Below are 18,213 nucleotides of genomic sequence, written 5' to 3' on the forward strand. Positions count from 1 at the left end.
AGTGCCAGGGCTGGCTGTTGTGGATGGACGGCGCGGCGACCGCCGCGGCGACCAGCGTCTCCAGGGCGGCGGCGTCCAGGGCGATGGCGGGCATGAGGGTTCCTCGGTGATCAGGTCAGCCGGAGGCCGGCCAGTGCGCGGCGCCCAGGGCGTCCAAGCGCCGCCGGTACTCGTCCGTGTCTATCTCCCCGCGGGCCAGGCGCTCGGCGAGCAGCGTCTCGGGGGCGCGGGGCTCGGTGTGCGGTGCGGCCGGGGGTACGGCCGGTGTGCGGGCGGGCGGCTGGACGGTCGCGTGGCCGAGGTAGCGGGCCAGCAGCACGACGCCGGCGGTCAGCAGCCCGAGGACGAGCAGGGTGGTGAGGCTCATCATGGCGATGCCCCACCCGTTCATACCGTGGTTGTTCCAGTACATCATCGCGGGCTCCTTGGCCGGCGGGGGTGGGGGCGGATGCCCTCACCCCTACGGTGCGCCTGCGGCGCCGGACGCACATGGGCCGAGCGGCCCGATCCGCCGGGTCGTGCGGCTCAGTGGAAGTGCGACGACCGGTGCTCCGTGTCGGCCTGTGCGGCGAGTGCGGCAGCGTGGAGGCGCCGCTCGACACCGAGTTTGGCGAGCAGCCGCGACACGTGGTTCTTGACCGTTTTCTCGGCGAGATAGAGCTCCTTGCCGATCTGCCGGTTGGTCCTGCCCTCGCCGACCAGTGCGAGGATCTCCCGCTCGCGGGACGCCGCACCGAGGTCGTCCTGCACCAGCTCGCCGAACTGCGCCGCACCGGACGGCTGCCCGCCGGCGCTCCGGTGTACGTGGACAGCCCGATGGCCCTGGCCGCACTCCAGGTGTACCGCGACGCGTTCGCCGTCCGCTCCCCGGAGTTGCGGCCCGACGTGCTGAACGACACGACGGCCCTCGGCCCCGAGCCGTTCCAGCTGATCCACTCGCTCCAGGAGTCGCTGGCCCTGGAGCGCTCCGCCGTGCCGTGCGTGCTGGTCTCCGCCTCGGGCATGGCCACCGGCGGCCGCGTCGTGCACCACCTGCGGCGGCTGCTGCCCGACCCACGCAACACCGTCGTCGTGGTCGGCTACGCGGCGGAGGGCACGCGCGCCCGCCAACTGGTCGACGGAGCAAGGGTCCTGAAGATGTACGGCACTTACGTGCCGGTCCGTGCGGAGGTGGTGAACGTTCCGGCGTTCTCCGCCCACGCCGACGCGGCGGAGATCATCGACTGGCTGCGGGCCGCACCGCCGCCGAGCGCCACCTACCTGGTGCACGGCCAGCCCGAGGGGGCGGAGGCCCTCCGGGACCGGATCGACCGCGAACTCGGCTGGACGGCCGTGGTGCCGCGCTCGGGCGAGCGCGTCCTGGTCCACTGATCGGGACGGGCGGGCTCAGCCCGCCGCCGGTGGTGCGCTGTCGTCGGTCTCCCACCGGACGTGGTCCGTGAGACCGGTGGGGCCGTCGATCCGCGCGATCCGCCGGTGGAGTGCCACCGCCCGTTCCTGGTCCGCACCCGCCTCACGGCCCGCTCGCCTCGCCGGCCAGGGCCGGACGGCGCAGTCGCCGCAGGTAGGGATCGAAGGAGGGCCTGGGCTCGACCCGGATCCGGGCGTCCACGCAGACGACGCCGTCGGGCCGCGCGATGAGCGGGTTGAGGTCGACCTCGACGGCCTGGGGCTGGTCCCAGGCCAGGGCGGACACTCCGGCGAGCACCCGGCGGAGCGCGGCGAGGTCCGTCTCCGGCGCGCCCGGGCGGCCGAGGATCAGTGGGGCCGCCCGCAGGTCGGCGGGCATGGTCTCCACGTCCCGTTCGGTGAGCGGGGCGAGCCGGGCGGTGCGGTCGCCGAGGACGTCGGTCGCGGTGCCGCCGAGGCCGAGCAGGACCAGCGGCCCGAACACCTCGTCCTGGACAGCGCCGACCAGCAGTTCCAGGCCGGGCGCGGCCATGGGTTGGACCACCAGGCCGGCCATCCGGTCGCCGAAGCGGGCGCGGAAGTCCCGGTAGCACTCCCGCGCGTCGGTGTCGCTGCCGATGCCGAGGCGGACGGCGCCTTCGGCGCTCTTGTGCACCTGGCCGGGCCAGTAGGCCTTGGCTGCGACGCGGCCTTCGTGGCCGAGCGGGCGCAGCGTCCGGCCGGCGAGCACGGCCTCGTGCTCGCTCCGGGCGCGGATCGAGGCGGTGAGCGGCAGCCGGTAGCAGTCGAGCAGGTCGGCGGCGGTCTCGGGGTCGAGCCATCCGCCGTCGGGGTGGGTGGTGAGGAACGCGTCGATCAGCCGGCGGGCGCGGTCGGTGTCGGCGGCCGGCGGCGCGGCCGGAGCGGAGGGCGGTTCGGCCAGCCATCTGGCCCGGTCCCGGGCGTGGGCGAGGGCGCGCGCGGCCGCGGCCGGGTCCGCGTAGGACGGCAGCCGTCCGCCGTCCGCGCAGGTCCGGTACTGGACGGGCACCTCCTGGTCCAGCAGGACGGCCGCGACCGGCAGGTGCCGGCGGCCCGGGCCGTGCAGCAGCGCGTGGAGCGGCTGGTCGGCGTCGTCCTGGACGAGGGCGGTCGGCACGAGGCAGACCAGCAGTGCGTCGACGGTGTCGGCCCGCGCGAGTGCGTCGAGGCAGGCCCTGAGCTCGGCCGGGCCGACGGCCGCGGTCGTGTCGACGGGATTGGCCGTGCCCGCGCCGGCCGGCAGCAGGTCGCGCAGCTCCGCGACCGTGTCTGCGGGCAGCGGCGGCAGTTGGAGCCCGGCCTCGGCGCAGGCGTCCGCGGCGAGGATGCCGATCCCGCCGGCGTTGGACACCACCGCCACGCGGCCGCGTCCGTCGGGCAGCGGCTGGGTGTGGAGCAGGGCCGCGGCCTCGACGAGTTCGGCGACGCTGTGCGCGGCGGTGATCCCCGCCTGGCGGAAGAGCGTCTCCCGGGTGACGGTCGGCGTCGCGGCGGCCGCGGTGTGCGAGGCGGCGCCGCGCCTGCCGGCGTCGGAGCGACCCGCGTCGACGGTGAGCACCGGGAGCGTGCGGGTGACGCGCCGTGCCGTCCTGGCGAAGGCGCGCGGGCTGCCGAAGGATTCGAGGTGCAGCAGGGCCAGGTCGGTCCGGCCGTCGCTCTCCCACCACTGCAGCAGGTCGTTGCCGCTGACGTCGTACTTGTCCCCGAGTGAGACGAAGGTGGAGACGCCGATGCCCAGCCAGGCGAGCCGTTCGAGCAGGGCGATGCCCACTCCCCCGGACTGCACGGCGACGCCGGCCGTGCCCGGCAGGGGGAAGGCGCCGCCGAACTCCGCGTCGAGCCGGATCTGGGGATCGGTCTGGGCGATGCCGAGGCTGTTCGGGCCCACGAGACGCATGCTGTGGCGCCGGCAGCTGTGCATCAGCCGCCGCGCCTGCGCCGCGTCGAGGCCGGAGGTGAGCACCACGAGCGCCTTCGTGCCGGCCCGTCCGCAGTCCTCGGCCGCGCCCGGCACCGCCGCCGGCGGCACGGCGAGCACGGCGAGGTCCGGTACCCCGGGCAGCTCGGCGATTCCCGGGTAGGCGGGCTCGCCGGCGATCACCCCGGTGTGCGGGTTCACGGCCCACAGTGGCCCGGTGAAGCCGCCCCGGCGGATCTTCAGCAGTATCGTGCGGCCCACCGAGCCGGTGCGGCGGGACGCGCCCACGACCGCGACCGTCCGCGGGCGGAGCAGCGCGGCCAGGCTGGCCAGGTCGGCGGTCCGGCCGCGTTCGTCGACGGCACGGAGGTAGCCCTCGTCGTCCTCGTCGAGCGGGACGCGCACCCGGATCTCGCCGTGGTCGAGGTGCCGGTGCACCGGCAGCCCCAGGTCGGAGAAGACCCGGTGGACGGACCGGTTGCCGGCCAGCGTGTCGGCGACGAACTCGCGGATGCCGCGCTTGCGGGCGGCGTGGACGAGGTGCTCGACCAGCAGGGTGCCGACGCCGCGGTGGTGCCAGGCGTCGGCGACCGCCATGGCCAGCTCGGCGCTCCCGCTGCCGGGGGCGGTGGCCTCGCAGTCGGCTTCTCCCACCAGGCGGCCGTCCGCCCAGGCCCCGAGGGCCAGCACCCCGGACCGGCCGGGGCCGCACAACCGGTCGGCAACCATCTGGGGAGCCACGCGGCTGGCCCCGAGGAACCGCATGCGGCGGCTCGTGTCGGACATCCCGTGCTCGTGCAGTTCGAGGACGGCGGCGCGGTCTCCTGCCTCGACGGGACGGACGAGGACGGTCGTCCCGTCCGTCAGCAGGGCCTCGGCCGCGGACACCGGCGGCTCGGTGATGGACATGGCGGCTCCCTCGGTCCGGTCCGGTGGCACGGTCGACGGGCCCCGGGCTCCCTCCTTCCACCGTCCTCCGCCGCGGGAGGCATCGACAGGGCCGACCGGCCCCGGTGGCCGGTCCACCGGGGCGGGCCCGGGACGCCGGGACCCGCACGGCCCACCCCGTCGGGTCCGGTCGGCCCTGTCGGCCGCCGCCCCACCGCCCGACCATGGAGGTAGGTGATCGAGCCGAGCCGCACCGGAGGCCGCCGTGTTCATGAGTACGGCAGACAGCGCCCGGACCGTGCCGCGCGGCGGAGATCCGGATACACGACGAGGTGACCTAGTCATGCAGGCAGTGATCGTCTACGAGAGCATGTACGGCAACACCCGGCAGGTCGCCGAGGCGATCGCCGCGGGCGTGCACGAGGCCGCGCCGGACGCGGATGTCAGCTGCCTGCCGGTCGCCGAGGCGACCGCCGACGCGACCCGGGCGGCCGACCTGCTGGTGGTCGGAGGCCCGACCCACATGCACGGGATGTCCTCCGGGCTCAGCCGCAGGCTGGCCCACGGCGCGCAGGCGCAGAAGGCCGCCCGGGAGAGCGGGGCGCTGGCGTCCGACCCCGAACCGGACGAGAGCCCTGGCCTGCGCGCCTGGTTCCACAGGCTGCCGGAAACGGAGAGCGGCACGCACGCCGCGGCCTTCGACACCCGCGCCGACTTCCGGCTGAGCGGCGGCGCCGCGGAGGGAATCGCCCGGAGGCTGGCCCACCACCACTACGACGTGCTCGCCGAGCCCGAGGGCTTCATCGTCGAGGACGCCGAGGGCCCGCTGCGGGCCGGCGAACTCGACCGTGCCAGGACGTGGGGAGCGGCGCTGGTCTGACCACCCGCCTCCGCTACGGCGTGTCCGGCCGTAAGCTCCGGCTCCCGGCAGGCGTCCGCGAGGAGGAGGACGTCAAGGCCTCTTACCAGTGGCGGGAGGACGGTGCCGACCGTGACCGCGCCCGTCGCGGCGGAGGAGGCACCCGCCCGCGCCATCGGGAGCACCGCGGGTGGGCCGACCAGCGGATGCCGACACCCGGGCAGCGGCATAGCGTGGCTGCCCGGGTGTCGGCGCAGACGGGAGGTGGCGTGCATGGGCCCTCCCAGGGACGCATGGCGCCTCGTCCACGAGGGCTTCGACCCGTCCGCGGAGGGTGTGCGCGAGACGCTCTGCGCTGTGGGCAACGGTTACCTGGTCACCCGAGGCGCCGCACCGGAGTCCACGGCCGACGGAACCCACTATCCGGGGACGTACCTGGCCGGCTGCTACGACCGCGCGGCCACCGTGATCGGCGGACGGCAGGTCGAGAACGAGGATCTGGTCAACTGCCCGAACTGGCTGCCGCTCACCTTCCGGCCGGCCGGCGGCGCCTGGTTCACCGGGCCGCCCGCCACCCAGCGCCTGGAGCTCGACCTGCGCCGGGGCGTCCTGACCCGCCACGCCCTGGTGGAGGACGGAGAGGGACGCCGGACCCGGCTCGTCCAACGACGGATCGCCAGCCAGGCCCAGCCGCACCTGGCGGCGCTGGAGACCGAACTCCTGCCGGAGAACTGGTCCGGGCCGCTGGAGGTCCGCTCGGCGCTGGACGGCACCGTCACCAACGCCGGCGTCGCCCGCTACCGCGGCCTGACCGGTCGCCATCTCCGCCCGGTGGACCAGGGCGCCGGCCCCGACGGCCTGCTCCTGCTGCAGGTCGCCACGGTGAACTCGCCGCGGTACATCGCCCTCGCCGCCCGCACCCGGCTGCTCCGGGAGGGCACTCCCGTGTCCACCTCGACGGCCGTGCGGACCCGGCCCGGCTGGGCGGCACAGATTCTCACAGCCGATATCGCGCGGAGGGTGCCCCTGACGGTCGAGAAGACCGTGGCGGTCTTCACCGACCGCGATCCGGCCGTCGGCGCGCCGCTGCGCTCGGCGGCCGCCCTCGCGGCCTCGGCCGGGGACTTCGAACAGCTGCTGGCGGAACACGCGCTGCGGTGGGCCGAGCTGTGGCGCCGCTGCCGGATCGACGCCGACTTCGACGGGATCGGCACGCTCCGGCTGCACCTGTTCCACCTGCTGCAGACCTACTCCGAGCACTCCGTCGACCTGGACGTCGGCATTCCCGCCCGCGGACTGCACGGCGAGGCCTACCGCGGCCACGTCTTCTGGGACGAGCTCTTCGTGCTGCAACTGCTCAACCTGCGCTTCCCGGAGCTCGCCCGCGCCGTGCTCCGCTACCGGCACCGCCGGCTCGGCGCGGCCCGGACGGCCGCCCGCGAGGCGGGCCTTCGCGGCGCCATGTACCCGTGGCAGAGCGCGAGCGAGGGCCGCGAGGAGTCGCAGCAGCTGCATCTCAATCCGCTCTCGGGCCGCTGGCTGCCCGACCACAGCCATCTCCAGCGGCACGTCGGCTCGGCCGTCGCCTACAACGTCTGGCAGTACTACCAGGCCACCGGCGACCTCGACTTCCTGGCGACCACCGGCGCCGAGACGCTGCTGGAGATCGCCCGGTTCTGGTCCTCGGCCGCCGAGTGGAATCCGCAGCGCGAGCGGTACTCGATCCGCGGTGTGCTCGGGCCGGACGAGTACCACGACGCCTACCCGTGGGCCGACCGGCCGGGCCTGGACGACAACGCCTACACCAATGTGCTCGCCTCCTGGGTGCTGGCCCGCGGCCTGGACACCGTCGACGCCCTGCCCGGCTACCGGCGCGACGAACTGCTGGAGCGCCTCGCCCTCGACCGGGGCGAACTGGAACGCTGGCAGGACGTCGGCAGGCGCCTGCACGTACCGTTCCACGACGGCGTGCTCAGCCAGTTCGAGGGCTACGAGCGCCTCGACGAGCTCGACTGGGACCGCTACCGCCGCCACTACCCCGACCTCCGGCGCCTCGACCGGATCCTGGAGGCCGAGGGCGACACCGTCAACCGCTACAAGGCCTCCAAGCAGGCCGACGCGCTCATGCTCTGCTATCTCTTCTCCACCCACGAACTGCGCAACCTGCTGCGCCGCCTCGGCTACCGGGCCGGTGAGGAGCTGCTGCGCCGCACCGTCCGCCACTACCTGCCGCGGACGGTGCACGGCTCCACGCTCAGCGCGGTGGTGCACGCCTGGGTGCTGACCCGGTCGAACCGCCAGGCGTCGTGGCGGTTCTTCCGCGACGCGCTGGCCGCCGACCGCGACGACCTGCAGGGCGGCACCACCGCCGAGGGCGTCCACCTAGGCGCGATGGCCGGCACCGTGGACCTGCTGCAGCGCTGCTACACCGGACTGGAGATCCGCGAGGACGCGCTCTGGCTCGACCCGCGGCTGCCCTCGGCCCTCGGCCGCCTGGAGCTCGACCTCCGCTACCGCGGTCACTGGGGGGTGACCGTCACCGTGGACCGGCGCACGGTGGCCGTCTCGCTGCACGAGAGCCGCCAGGAGCCGATCCGGGTCCGCCTGCGCGGGTCCACCACCAGCGTCCGCCCGGGCGAGTGCCGGACGTTCTCCCTCTGACCGAACGGGACCGGTGGCCGTCCTACCGCTCGCCGGTGCCGGGCCGGTCCGTACGGCCGGACCAGAGCGGTTCGACCATGTCCCAGTCGCCCTCCCAGGCGTCGGCGGCCCGGTGGTCGAGAACGCCGCGGCGCAGGACGAGAACGACGGCGGACACGGTACCGGCGCCGGCCAGCGCGATGAGGCCGTAGCCGGCCGCCGACACCGCCAACTGACTGTCCGGCGGGGCCGGTTGGGCGGGCGATCCGGCATCGTCGACCCACAGCGGCACCTCTGCGCCCTGCGGCGTGCCGCCCGGCACCTCGACGGTTCCCGTCCGATCGGCCCCGGCGGCGGTCCACGTGGCCCGGACATGCGCCGTGCCGAGGGGCCGGTCGGGGTCGCCGACGGCCGCTGCCAGCGTCGTGGCGGTGACCCGGTGGCGGTGCTCGGCCGTTCGGCGGGCGTCGACGCGCAGGTCGTGCAGCAGCACCTGGGCGGTGACCAGCGCGGCGGCGACCGACAGCACGGCCAGCAGGACGGTGGCGACCAGCAGCCGGCTGCGGGCCCGGTCCGCCCTGCGGCAGAGCGGGTTGTGGTCGAGGCCGGCGGCCCGGCGGAGATGGCGCCGGAACGCTCGGCCGGCAGCGGCCCGACGGGGCGAGGTGGATGCGGCGGGCATGGCGCGCCTCCTCTGTCTGCCGCGGCGACTGCCGCGGACTGTCCGCGGCCCGAACGGACCGTCAGGCGCCGGTCGGACCGCGGTCCTCGCCGGCGCGGAGCGCGGCGCCGATCTCCCGCGCCCAGCGCCGGATGTGCTCGGGGTTGCGGAAGTCGCCGCCCTTCTCGTGCCTGACCATGCCGCGCGCGACGAGGCCCGGCGTTTCGGCGGTCACGCTGCCGCCGAAGGTGACGTGACCGCGGGCGCCGAGACGCTCCAACTCCTTCGCCACCTGGGCGACCGGCGGGATCTCGTGCTGCTCCGCGGAGCTGTCGACCGGCCCGCTGCTGAAGAGCCAGACCGGCCGCCGCGCCAGTTCGTCCGCGTGGCGGTGGGCGCAGCCGAGCGCGTCCCGCTGCCAGTGGTTCAGGTAGAGCGCGCTGCCGAGGACCACGGCGTCGAACGCCGCCACCGTGCGGACCTCGGCGGCCGGGACGACCTCGGTCGCGAACCCTTCCTCGCCCAGCACTCGACCGATCTCCTTGGCGATGCCGGCCGTGGCTCCGTGCTTGCTCCCGTAGGCCACGAGGACCCGCTGCTGCGTCATGGCGTGCCTCCCACGGTGTCGACTCCCGGACGGGTGCGGTACCGGCTGCGCTTCCAGCTTCGGCCCGCCGCGGGCGGCGGCGACAGGGCCGCGTGTCCCGATCCGAGGGCCGAACGGACCCGCTCGGGCAGGGCGGGAAAGGGGGTGTGACGAGACGGACCCGGGGAAGCCGGTACCGGAGCGGGCGGGCGGTACGGCGGACACACCGACTGGGGCGAGGTGGACGCGTGGACGGCGGCCGTCGCTGCGGCGCTCACGGCGACGGCAGGCGGCCGAGCACTGTCAGTCCGGGAGGCGGACGGCGAGGGCGGGCCTGATGCGTGCGGCGTGCCGGGCCGGTCCGGCGGCGGCCAGGAGGGAGGCGGCGAGGGTGAGGGTGGCGAGGACGGCGATCTGGGTCCACTCGACGGGGAAGCCGCCGTCGAGGCCGGTGAAGGCGGAGCTCCTCTGGTACATCAGCCAGGTGGTGAGCACCCCGAGCACGGCGCCCAGCAGGGTGCCCTCCAGTGCGACGATCCCGCTCTCCCAGAGGAAGGACCGCTCGACCGTGCGGGCCTGGCAGCCGAGGGCGCGCAGGACGCCGATGGTGCGGCGGCGTTCGCGGACGGCGCGGACCATGACGACGCCGAGTCCGGTGATGCCGATGAGCAGGCCGAGGGCGAGGAAGCCCTGCATCAGCCGGAAGAAGGCGGTGTTGGCGGCGAACAGCCGGTGCACGTCGGCGGCGATCGGTGTGGCGACCAGGCTCGCGGAGAGGTGGCTGCCCTGCAGCCGGCCGGCGAGGTCCTCCGGCGAGGTGCCGGGGGCGGTCCGGATCAGGGCGGCGGCGGTCCGCGCCTGTGGGTCGAACTGTGCGTGGACTGCCTGCTCGCCCATGACCAGCGGGAAGACGGTGGCGCTGCTGCCGGTGCCCGGGTAGAAGGCGAGCCCGCTGGTGAGCACGCCGGCGATGGTCTTCGGCTCGGCGCGGCCGGTGACCGGGTCGGTCAGGGTCAGGGTGTCGCCGGGGGCGTAGAACCGGCCGCTGGGGCCGCCGGTGTGGCCGAAGAAGTTGTCCAGGACGACGTAGTCGGGGTGGGTGGCGAGGGCCGCCCAGACCGCCTTGTCGTCCGGCAGGCCGGGCAGGCGGTCGCGGAAGGCGAATCCGCTCGCCGCCCCGTCGGGCACGCCGACGACGGCGGTCTCGAGCAGCTTGGCGGTGCGGTGGCCGGGGTCGGTTGCCTGCCCGCGGGCCTCCAGCAGCGGGGCGACGGCCTCGATCTGCCGCGCGAGCGGGCCGGTGCGCAGGTCTGCAAGGGGGCTCGGACCTGCCGTCTGCGGGTTGTAGTCCACCCGGAGGGTGTAGCCGGCGGTGGCGTCGGCTGCGGCCTGGTCGATGCTGGCGTTCATGATGCCGCTGATCTCGGTGAGCAGCACCAGGACGAGCACGATCAGGGTGTACATCACCATGGTCGAGCCGGTGCGGAACCGTTTGGCCAGCGGGTACGCCGCGGCGAGTCGCGCGGCGAGCCCCTGCTGGGTGGGGCGGTTCGTCAGGCGCCGCAGCGGTCGCAGCACGGCCTGCTGGTTCTCGCTGACCAGGACCACGGCGGAGAAGGCGGCCAGGGTGCCGAGGATGACGTAGACCGCCATGGACGGGGTGTCGAAGACACGGGGGCGGATCACGCTCGCCACCAGCGTCCAGAGCAGGACCAGCGCCGCCGCGATGCTGGTGGCAGCCCGGCGCGGCATCATCCGCGATGCGGCGGGCACTGCGAGGGCGACGGCCAGGGCGGGCAGCAGATAGGTCTGTTCGGCCTGGCTCCGAGCGAGGGCCGGGACTGCGGCCAGTGCGCAGAGCAGGCTCAGGGCGGTGCAGACGGCCACCCGTCGGCGGCGCGGGCGGCGGCCGGACTCGACCGGTAGGTCGCGCACGGCGGCGATGACGTTGAAGCGGCTGATCCGGGCGCTGGTGGCGGCGATCGCCGCCAGGGCGATCACCAGGCCGAGTGCGGCGCCGTTGACCAGGCTGGTCGGGGTGACGGCGAAGGCGATGTCGAGGCCGCTGCCGTCCACCGACCAGCTGCGGAAGATCTGGGCGGCGGCCACGGCGACGCCCCAGCCGACCGCGATGCCGATGGCCACGCCCGGCAGTGCGGCGGCCAGCGCGTAGAGGGCCCCTTCGATGCTGAACGAGCCGACCAGGTGGGCCCGTTTGAGTCCGACCGCCCGCAGCATGCCCAGCTGGGTCTTCCGCTCCTCGGCGAGCATCACGAAGATGTTCACCAGCAGCAGCGCACCGGCGATGATGCTGAAGCTGCCGATCATCAGGAAGAGGGCGCCGAGGGCGTCGCCGGTCGCGTCGGCCTGCGCGAGGACGGTGTGCTTCGGGGTCTCGACGGCGGCCCGGCCCGCGTCGGGGCCCAGCGCGCTGCGGATCTCGGCGGTGACGGGGTCGGTGAGCTTCTCCCCCGCCTCGACGCCGCCGCGGTTGGACACCAGGGTCACCGAGTGTGTCTGGCCGGCTCCGGCCGCGTCCAGCGTGCCGGGCGGCAGGAAGGCGTCGCGGTTGACCCGTCCGCCGAGTCCGGCGCCCGCGAGGCCCTGCTGCGGGACGATCCTGGCCACCGTGAAGTCGGCGGCGTGCCCGTTCAGGTACAGCGTGACGGGACGGCCGACGCCGGTCTTCAGCGAGCGGGCGAGGGGTTCGTTGAGGACGACCTGGCCCGGGGGTGGTGTCGGTCCGGCGAGCCCGGAGGGACCGCCGTCGGCGCCGAAGCGTCCGGCCGCGTCGAAGTCGAGCTGCCAGGCGAGCACCCGGGGTTCGGCAACGGGTTGGGCGGCGTGGGTGTTGACCGCCGCGGCCTGCGCGACCTCGGCGGTCAGGACACCGTCGACGTCGGGATCGGCCGCCAGGGGCAGCAGCCGGTCGGCGATCGCGCGTCCTGCCGCCGGGCCGGTGCTGACGATCCGTTCGTCCACCGGCCCGAGGGTGCGGTACGCCTCCTGGCGGACCGAGAAGTTCAGGGTGTCACCGACCACCAGGGCGCCGACGATGATCGCCGTGCCGAGCACGGAGCCGGTGACGACCAGGGCTGCCTCGGTGCGGCGCCGGGCGACCTGGCGCAGCGCCAGGCGGCGCACCACGGGCTTGCGGACGGCGACGAGCAGCAGCGTCAGCAGGGCGACGCCGAGGACGGCGAGGAGCGGGAGGAGGAGGTTCGGGTACATGGGTCAGCCCGCCGACTGCAGCGTGGGCTGCCGGGTGTCGGAGACGAGCCGCCCGTCGCGCATCCGGATGACGCGGGGCAGCCGGGCGCCGATGGCCTCGTCGTGGGTGACCAGCACGATGGTCTGGCCCTCGTCGCGGTTGAGGGTGTGCAGCAGGTCCATCACCTGGGCGGCCATGGTGCTGTCCAGGTTGCCGGTGGGCTCGTCCGCCCACACCACGGCCGGGCGGGCGACCAGGGCGCGGGCGATGGTGACCCGCTGCTGTTCGCCGCCGGAGAGTTCGCTGGGCCGGTGCGTCGTGCGGTGGCCGAGGCCGACGCGTTCCAGCATGGCCCCGGCCCGGGTGCGGGCCTCGCGTGGTGCGGTGCCGGTGAGCAGCAGCGGGAGTTCGACGTTCTCGGCGGCGGAGAAGACCGGGATCAGGTTGAAGGCCTGGAAGACGAAGCCCATCGTGCGGGCGCGGTGCTCGGTGCGTTCGGCGTCCGACATGGCGAACAGGTCGCGGCCGTCGACCTCGACCCGGCCGGCGTCGATGTCGTCCAGACCGGAGAGGCAGTTGAGCAGGGTGGTCTTGCCCGATCCCGACGGGCCCATCACGCCGACGAGTTCGCCGGGCAGGACGGTGAGGTCGAGGTCCCGCAGGGCGGTCACCTGGACGGTGCCGGTCCGGTAGACCTTGCGGACACCGGTGGCGGCCAGCAGCGGCACCGGCGCATCGCTCGTCCGGGTGGCCATGGCCGTCTCCTGTTCGTCGCCGGGCGGTCCCCGACTCCGAGCCTCGTCCGGGTTCCGTCCGGTCCCAAGTGCCGACCGGCTCCAATCCCCGGGCGGACGGGGCCTCCGGTCGACGGGCCGTTCGGCCCGGGTGAGGGGTCCACCCGGCCCTGGTGGGACCTCGGGGCTTCTGTTGGTCTGGACCCGAGGAGGGGGCCCGGATCGCCCGGGACCATTCGAGGGCGGAGGCCCGCCATGAAGGCCGACATCGGAGATCGGGTCATCGTGAACGCCACCCGGCCCGGCGCCGCGCGCCGTGACGGGGAGATCGTGGCGCTGCACCACCCGGACGGCAGCCCACCGTGGGACGTGCGCTGGTCCGAGACCGGCCGGGTGTCGATGTTCTTCCCCGGCCCGGACACCCAGCTGCACCACTTCGAGCACCACGGGCAGGACTGGCGGGCGGCCGGTGTGTTCCACACCTTCACCGACTGAGGACGGCCCCCTCCGGCACGGTCAGGTGCGTTCGGCCGGGAGGGCCGCGCTCCCGGCGAGTGTGGCCATGCGCGGGTAGTCGTCCTCGTCGATCCGGGACCGCACCCTTGGGGGTGCCGGTGATCCCGCTGGTGAAGTGGAGCAGCTCCATGTCCTGCGGGTCGGTGTCCGGGACGGTGAAGTCGTCGGACGCGCCGGCCGTCAGATGGACGCCCGCCGTCTCAACGCCGGCCCGCACATCTCGCCCACACCCACACGGTGCCGTCCTGGCTCAAGGCCAGGACCGGTCCTGTCACTGGCGGGCGAGGGCGGTCATGACGATGCGGGTCTTGGACTCCTCGGGCTCCCACCGGTGCGGGTTGCTCGCTTCAGGCCTGTCGCCGGGCCCGGTCGGCGGCTGCGCGGGGCCTGCGGCGGTTCAGAGCCGGACGACGACGAGTGCCGTGTCGTCGGTGGCGCCTCCGGGCGGTAGCAGTTCGGCCAGCACGCTGTCGGCCAGGGCTTCGGGCAGGGCGGCCGGTCGTGCGGACAGCGACCGGGCGAGGCGGTCCAGTCCGACGTCGATGTCCTCCCGGCGGCGCTCGATCAGGCCGTCGGTGTACAGCACGAGCGTGTCACCGTCCTCGAAGCGCACCTCGGCCTGCGGACGCGGTACGTGCTCGGGCCGGGCTCCGAGCGGCGGGTCGGTGGCCCGGTCGAGGAACTCGACGACGCCGTCGCGGTGCAGGAGTGCGGGGGGCGGGTGCCCGGCACTGCTGTAGGCGACCGTCCGGGTGTCGTGATCGATGAAGGCGGTCGCAGCGGTCGCACTCTCGGCACCGTCCACGAAGCGGGAATAGAGGCCGAGTACGTCCAGCGACCGGGCCGGCCCGTCGGCGACCCGTGACGCGGCGCTGAGGGCGCTTCGGAGCTGGCCCATGACCCCTGCGGCGGCGAGTCCGCTCCCGACGACGTCGCCGACGGCGACGGCCGTCCGATGCCCGGGCAGGGCGACCAGGTCGTACCAGTCCCCGCACACGTGCAGCGTGCCGACCGCGGGCCGGTACCGAACGGCCGCGCGGACCTCGCCGATCGCCGGCAGGGTGGGAAGCATGGCCGCCTGGAGGGCGAGGGCGACCTCCCGCTCACGTGCGTGCGCCTCACGCAGGCCCTCGTTCACCTCCTGCAGTTCCCGAGCACGGGTGTAGAGCTCCGCCTCCAGGACACGGGCACGGTTTCCCTCGGGGAGGCCGTGGGCCCGGATCAGCTCGGTGATCTCCTCGACCCGGTGCACCAGGAGCACCACGCTGCCGTCCGGTCCCAGGACGGGGGCGTTGACCGGACTCCAGTAGCGTTCCTCCCACTCCCCGGGCCGCTCCGGGTTCTCCACGTCGTAGCGTTGCAGAGCCATGGTGTCGCGCTCGCCCGTCTCCAGGACCCTTCGCAGGGACGCCTCCAGGTTGCGGGCGCCGGTCGCCTCCGGATCGTTCGGATTGTCGGGGAACACGTCGAACAGGTAGCGGCCGACCAGTTGGTCGCGTGTCCGGCCGGAGAGCCGGGCGAACTCCTCGTTCGCGTCGGCGTACACCAGTTCCGGGGTGAGCAGGGCGACCATGCCGGGCAGGGCCTGGAAGACCGCCCGATAGTCGATCACCGGTCCGTCGCAGGTTGTGGACGGTCCGCGGCGCGAACCGCGGCCACGGGGCCTTGCGCATGCCGGACGCGGTGCTGCCCCACCGGTCCGAGCAGGGCCGTCCGGGCGGCTTCCGAACCGTCCACTCCGACCACGATCCCCGGCTCATCGCCGTCTCGGTCGTCCACTGTGTGCCTCCCGGTTCGCGTCCTCCTTCACGGCAACGATCCGCACAGCGCGCCGGGGATGCCATCCGAGCGCCTCCGGTCGGGCTCCTCTGCACCCGGCCGAGCCGGACGCGGCGTCCCCATGGCGGCCGGGGCGCCGCCACCGCTCGGCCCGCCCGACTTCGGCTCGCCTACTACTCGGGAATGAGCTCGGTGCGTAGTTCGTGGCTGCCGTCCGAGGTACGCGCCTCGTAGTAGATCCGGTGACCGCCTGCAGGCAACGCCAGCACCTCAAGGTATCGAACGTCCGCCACCGGATCCTTGGTGAAGGCCATGAGCGGCGAGCCCCCGGTACTCACAGCGGGTGCCGCCAGGCCTGTGCGTTCGAACCAGTTCTCCTCCGCGGTGGCTCGCCCGTCGTAGGAGAAGCGGCCGTCGGGCAGGACGCTGGTCACTCGAGCGCCGCGGGCATCCCAGGCGCCCTCGCGACCGGCCAGGACCGTACCGTGCCAGTGCCAGGTCAGTCCGTCCTCGCTGGTGGCGTATGCAGTGCTCATCCGGTCCTCGGCTCCCGGAACGTCCAGTGGATGACAGCAGATCCATGCGTGCCAGACCCGACCGTCGTAGCGGATCAGCGGATCCTTCACGGCCGTGGCCTGGTCGCCGTCGAAGACGTGATGCACATCGGCATCGGCCAGCCCTTCCGGATCGGAGGCCTCGAGCAGGCCGATCCACCAGTGCTTGCTGTCCGGGGTGGCGCAGCTGACGTACAGCCGCCATCGGCCTTCGTCGGTGCGCACCAGTGCCGGGCGCTCCACCATGCTCGCGCCGAGGTGGTCCCGAGTCAGTGTGCAGACGGGGGTGAAGCGTTCCCCGTCGCCGGAGCGGGCGATGACGTTGAAGTCCTCTCCGGCTCGTACGCGGTAGGCGAGGAGTACCGACCCGTCCACGTCCAGAGCGGCACTCGGTGCTCCGGCCCAGCGCTGCGGTCCTGCTTCCGGCGCCGGAACCGCCACGACCGCGGGGGAGGTGCCCGGCAGCGGGAGGTCATGGCCGGTCTTCGGTCGGATGGCTGTCATGCCGGAAGTCTCGGCTCCCGGCGTCCCGCGGGAACAGTGGCACAGATGCCATGGTGCGGGAATTTTCTGCCGGGCGGACTGCATGGAGGCGCTATGCGGAGCGGAACGTGCGCCGATGGGTCGCGGGGCCGACGCCACGCCGGGCGGCGAAGTGGTGGCGCAGGGTGTCGGCGCTGCCGAAGCCGGCGCGTCCGGCCACCGCGTCCACGGTCAGGTCGGTCCGTTCGAGGAGTTCCTCGGCGAGCTGCAGCCGCTGGTCCAGCAGCCAGCGGTGCGCCGTGGTGCCGGTGGCGGCTTTGAACCGTCTGGCGAACGTCCGAGGCGACATCGCTGCCCGGGAGGCCAGCGCGTCCACGGTCAGGGGCTGGTCGAGATTGGCCTGCATCCAGTCGATCAAATCGGAGAGGCCATCCTCCGCTGCAGGGGTGGGCATGGGCATCTCGATGAACTGGGCCTGCCCACCGGAGCGGTGTGCCGGCATCACCATGCGGCGCGCGAGAGCGTTGGCTGTGGCGGCACCGTGCTCCTGGCGCACGAGGTGAAGGCAGGCGTCGATCCCGGCAGCTGCTCCCGCGCTGGTGATCACCGGTCCGTCTTCGACGTACAGGACGTCACTGTCGACCTTCACCTCGGGATATCGCTCCGCGAGTCGGTCGGTGAACTGCCAGTGCGTTGTGGCCCTGCGCCCATCGAGAAGGCCTGACTCGGCCAGCAGAAAGGCACCCGTGCACACGGACAGCACGCGGGCCCCGCGGCCGGCCGCACCACGCAGTGACTCCAGCAGCAGCGGCGGGGCCGCACGGTCCATCTCCGGCCAGGCCGGGACGGTGATGAGGTCGGCCTCCGCGATCCGGTCCAGCCCGTGGTCGACCTGGATCGGGAAGCCCGACGTGGTCATCACGGGCCCTGGGTCGGGCGAGCAGACCGCGAAGTCGTAGCTCGGCAGGCCGGCGGTGTCGTCGGAACGGTCGAGGCCGAATGCCTGACACACGACACCCAGCTCGAAGGCTGCAGCCCTGCCTCCGACCACGGCGACCACGTTCGTCATCACTGAACCACCTTGGCACAATATGCCCGGCTACGAAATTTCTGCCACGGTCCGGCTGGAATACGCCCGCGGCCCGGTCCGCCGGTCAGCCACCCGCCGCCAGCCGGTCGGGTGTGCGCACGCCCGACCGGCGGACCGACTCGCAGTGCGTCCGCAGCAGCAGCGAGAGCTCCCGGCCGGGCTCGACCCCGAGTTCGCGACAGGTCATGCCGCGGTAGGCGTCGTAGCTGCGCAGCGCCTCGACCAGGTTCCCCTCGGCCAGGTGCGCCTCGATCAGGACCCGCTGGGCGCTCTCCCGGAGCGGCTCGACGCCGACCGCCACCATGGCCGACTCCACGGCCTCGGCGCAGCGGCCCGCCCGTACGAGATGGCGGCTCAGAGCCTCCAGGCCGTGCAGCAGCCGCTGCCGGATCCGCTCGCGCTCGATCAGCACCCAGTCGTCGTACCAGCCGGGGAGCAGGTCCAGCGCGTCGGCGCGCCACTTGAACGTGCAGAGGTCGGCGGGGGTGGCGGTGCCGGCGATCAGGCGCCCGGCCCAGTCGCACAGGACGTACAGGTCGACGACGGTGTGCTCGCGCACCGAGAGGGAGCACTTGTCGGAGTCGAGCACGTCGATGCCGGCCGCCTTGAGCCGCCACAGCGCCGAGCGGAGGTTGCCGGCCGCCCGGAGGTCGTCGCCCAGCGGCCAGAGGGTGCCGGCGGCGTGTCGGCGATCCACCCACCCGCCGTTGAGGGCGACGAACGCGAGCAGCCGCTTACTGCCCTCGGGCACCTCCAGCCGGCGCCCCGCGTGCTCCACCCGCGGAGTGCCGAAGAGGTGCAGTATCGGCGCGTCGCCCTGAGCAGGGATCAGCATCGGAGATTTCAGGAACGGTGCACACATG

Annotated in this window: 14 protein-coding genes and 1 pseudogene; 4 read left to right on the plus strand and 11 right to left on the minus strand. The window is 73.9% G+C overall.

Annotation, left to right across the window (positions count from 1 at the left end; translation table 11 throughout):
* Window positions 1–115: 115 nt before the first annotated feature.
* Entirely contained in the window at window positions 116–415 is a 300-nt protein-coding gene (locus tag AB0P35_RS30225) for an SHOCT domain-containing protein (RefSeq protein ID WP_363517009.1), read from the minus strand.
* A gap of 110 nt (window positions 416–525) precedes the next feature.
* Window positions 526–723, minus strand: a pseudogene (locus AB0P35_RS30230) (LuxR C-terminal-related transcriptional regulator); the annotation flags it as partial.
* 75 nt (window positions 724–798) lie between these two features.
* On the opposite strand from AB0P35_RS30230, the gene AB0P35_RS30235 reads away from it, so the two are divergent.
* Window positions 799–1,371, plus strand: coding sequence for an MBL fold metallo-hydrolase RNA specificity domain-containing protein (locus tag AB0P35_RS30235; protein WP_363517012.1), 573 nt, complete (start codon window positions 799–801; stop codon window positions 1,369–1,371).
* Between the two features lie 142 nt (window positions 1,372–1,513).
* Here AB0P35_RS30235 and AB0P35_RS30240 read toward each other — a convergent pair whose 3' ends face one another.
* Window positions 1,514–4,258, minus strand: coding sequence for a GNAT family N-acetyltransferase (locus AB0P35_RS30240; RefSeq protein WP_363517015.1), 2,745 nt, complete (start codon window positions 4,256–4,258; stop codon window positions 1,514–1,516).
* Window positions 4,259–4,580: 322 nt separating this feature from the next.
* On the opposite strand from AB0P35_RS30240, the gene AB0P35_RS30245 reads away from it, so the two are divergent.
* Both AB0P35_RS30245 and AB0P35_RS30250 read left to right on the plus strand, forming a co-directional pair.
* Window positions 4,581–5,117, plus strand: coding sequence for a flavodoxin domain-containing protein (locus AB0P35_RS30245; protein WP_363517018.1), 537 nt, complete (start codon window positions 4,581–4,583; stop codon window positions 5,115–5,117).
* Between the two features lie 252 nt (window positions 5,118–5,369).
* Window positions 5,370–7,757 (plus strand): glycosyl hydrolase family 65 protein, encoded by a 2,388-nt coding sequence (locus AB0P35_RS30250; RefSeq protein ID WP_363517021.1) that lies wholly within the window; start codon window positions 5,370–5,372, stop codon window positions 7,755–7,757.
* Between the two features lie 22 nt (window positions 7,758–7,779).
* Here AB0P35_RS30250 and AB0P35_RS30255 read toward each other — a convergent pair whose 3' ends face one another.
* From AB0P35_RS30255 to AB0P35_RS30270, 4 genes are all read right to left on the minus strand, one after another.
* Window positions 7,780–8,418: a hypothetical protein gene (locus tag AB0P35_RS30255; RefSeq protein WP_363517024.1), complete on the minus strand. Its 639-nt coding sequence runs from the start codon at window positions 8,416–8,418 to the stop codon at window positions 7,780–7,782.
* A 61-nt stretch (window positions 8,419–8,479) separates the two neighbouring features.
* Window positions 8,480–9,004: a flavodoxin domain-containing protein gene (locus AB0P35_RS30260; protein WP_363517027.1), complete on the minus strand. Its 525-nt coding sequence runs from the start codon at window positions 9,002–9,004 to the stop codon at window positions 8,480–8,482.
* 282 nt (window positions 9,005–9,286) lie between these two features.
* Entirely contained in the window at window positions 9,287–12,214 is a 2,928-nt protein-coding gene (locus tag AB0P35_RS30265) for an FtsX-like permease family protein (protein WP_363517030.1), read from the minus strand.
* Between the two features lie 3 nt (window positions 12,215–12,217).
* On the minus strand, window positions 12,218–12,949 hold the full coding sequence (locus tag AB0P35_RS30270) for an ABC transporter ATP-binding protein (protein WP_363517033.1): 732 nt from the start codon (window positions 12,947–12,949) through the stop codon (window positions 12,218–12,220).
* A gap of 234 nt (window positions 12,950–13,183) precedes the next feature.
* Between AB0P35_RS30270 and AB0P35_RS30275 the strand changes: the two genes are divergently transcribed.
* Complete coding sequence (locus tag AB0P35_RS30275) at window positions 13,184–13,423, plus strand: DUF1918 domain-containing protein (protein WP_363517036.1); 240 nt, start codon at window positions 13,184–13,186, stop codon at window positions 13,421–13,423.
* A 418-nt stretch (window positions 13,424–13,841) separates the two neighbouring features.
* Here the strand turns inward: AB0P35_RS30275 and AB0P35_RS30280 are convergent, their stop codons facing one another.
* The 4 genes from AB0P35_RS30280 to AB0P35_RS30295 form a co-directional block, all read right to left on the minus strand.
* Window positions 13,842–15,017, minus strand: a complete 1,176-nt coding sequence (locus tag AB0P35_RS30280) for a SpoIIE family protein phosphatase (protein ID WP_363517131.1) — start codon at window positions 15,015–15,017, stop codon at window positions 13,842–13,844.
* A 379-nt stretch (window positions 15,018–15,396) separates the two neighbouring features.
* On the minus strand, window positions 15,397–16,281 hold the full coding sequence (locus AB0P35_RS30285) for a hypothetical protein (RefSeq protein ID WP_363517039.1): 885 nt from the start codon (window positions 16,279–16,281) through the stop codon (window positions 15,397–15,399).
* Window positions 16,282–16,372: 91 nt separating this feature from the next.
* A complete protein-coding gene (locus AB0P35_RS30290) occupies window positions 16,373–17,329 on the minus strand; it encodes a helix-turn-helix domain-containing protein (RefSeq protein WP_363517042.1) in 957 nt (318 codons plus the stop codon).
* A gap of 85 nt (window positions 17,330–17,414) precedes the next feature.
* Entirely contained in the window at window positions 17,415–18,185 is a 771-nt protein-coding gene (locus AB0P35_RS30295; protein WP_363517045.1) for a BTAD domain-containing putative transcriptional regulator, read from the minus strand.
* Window positions 18,186–18,213: the final 28 nt, after the last annotated feature.

Source organism: Kitasatospora sp. NPDC085879, assembly GCF_040686255.1.
Lineage (GTDB): Bacteria > Actinomycetota > Actinomycetes > Streptomycetales > Streptomycetaceae > Kitasatospora.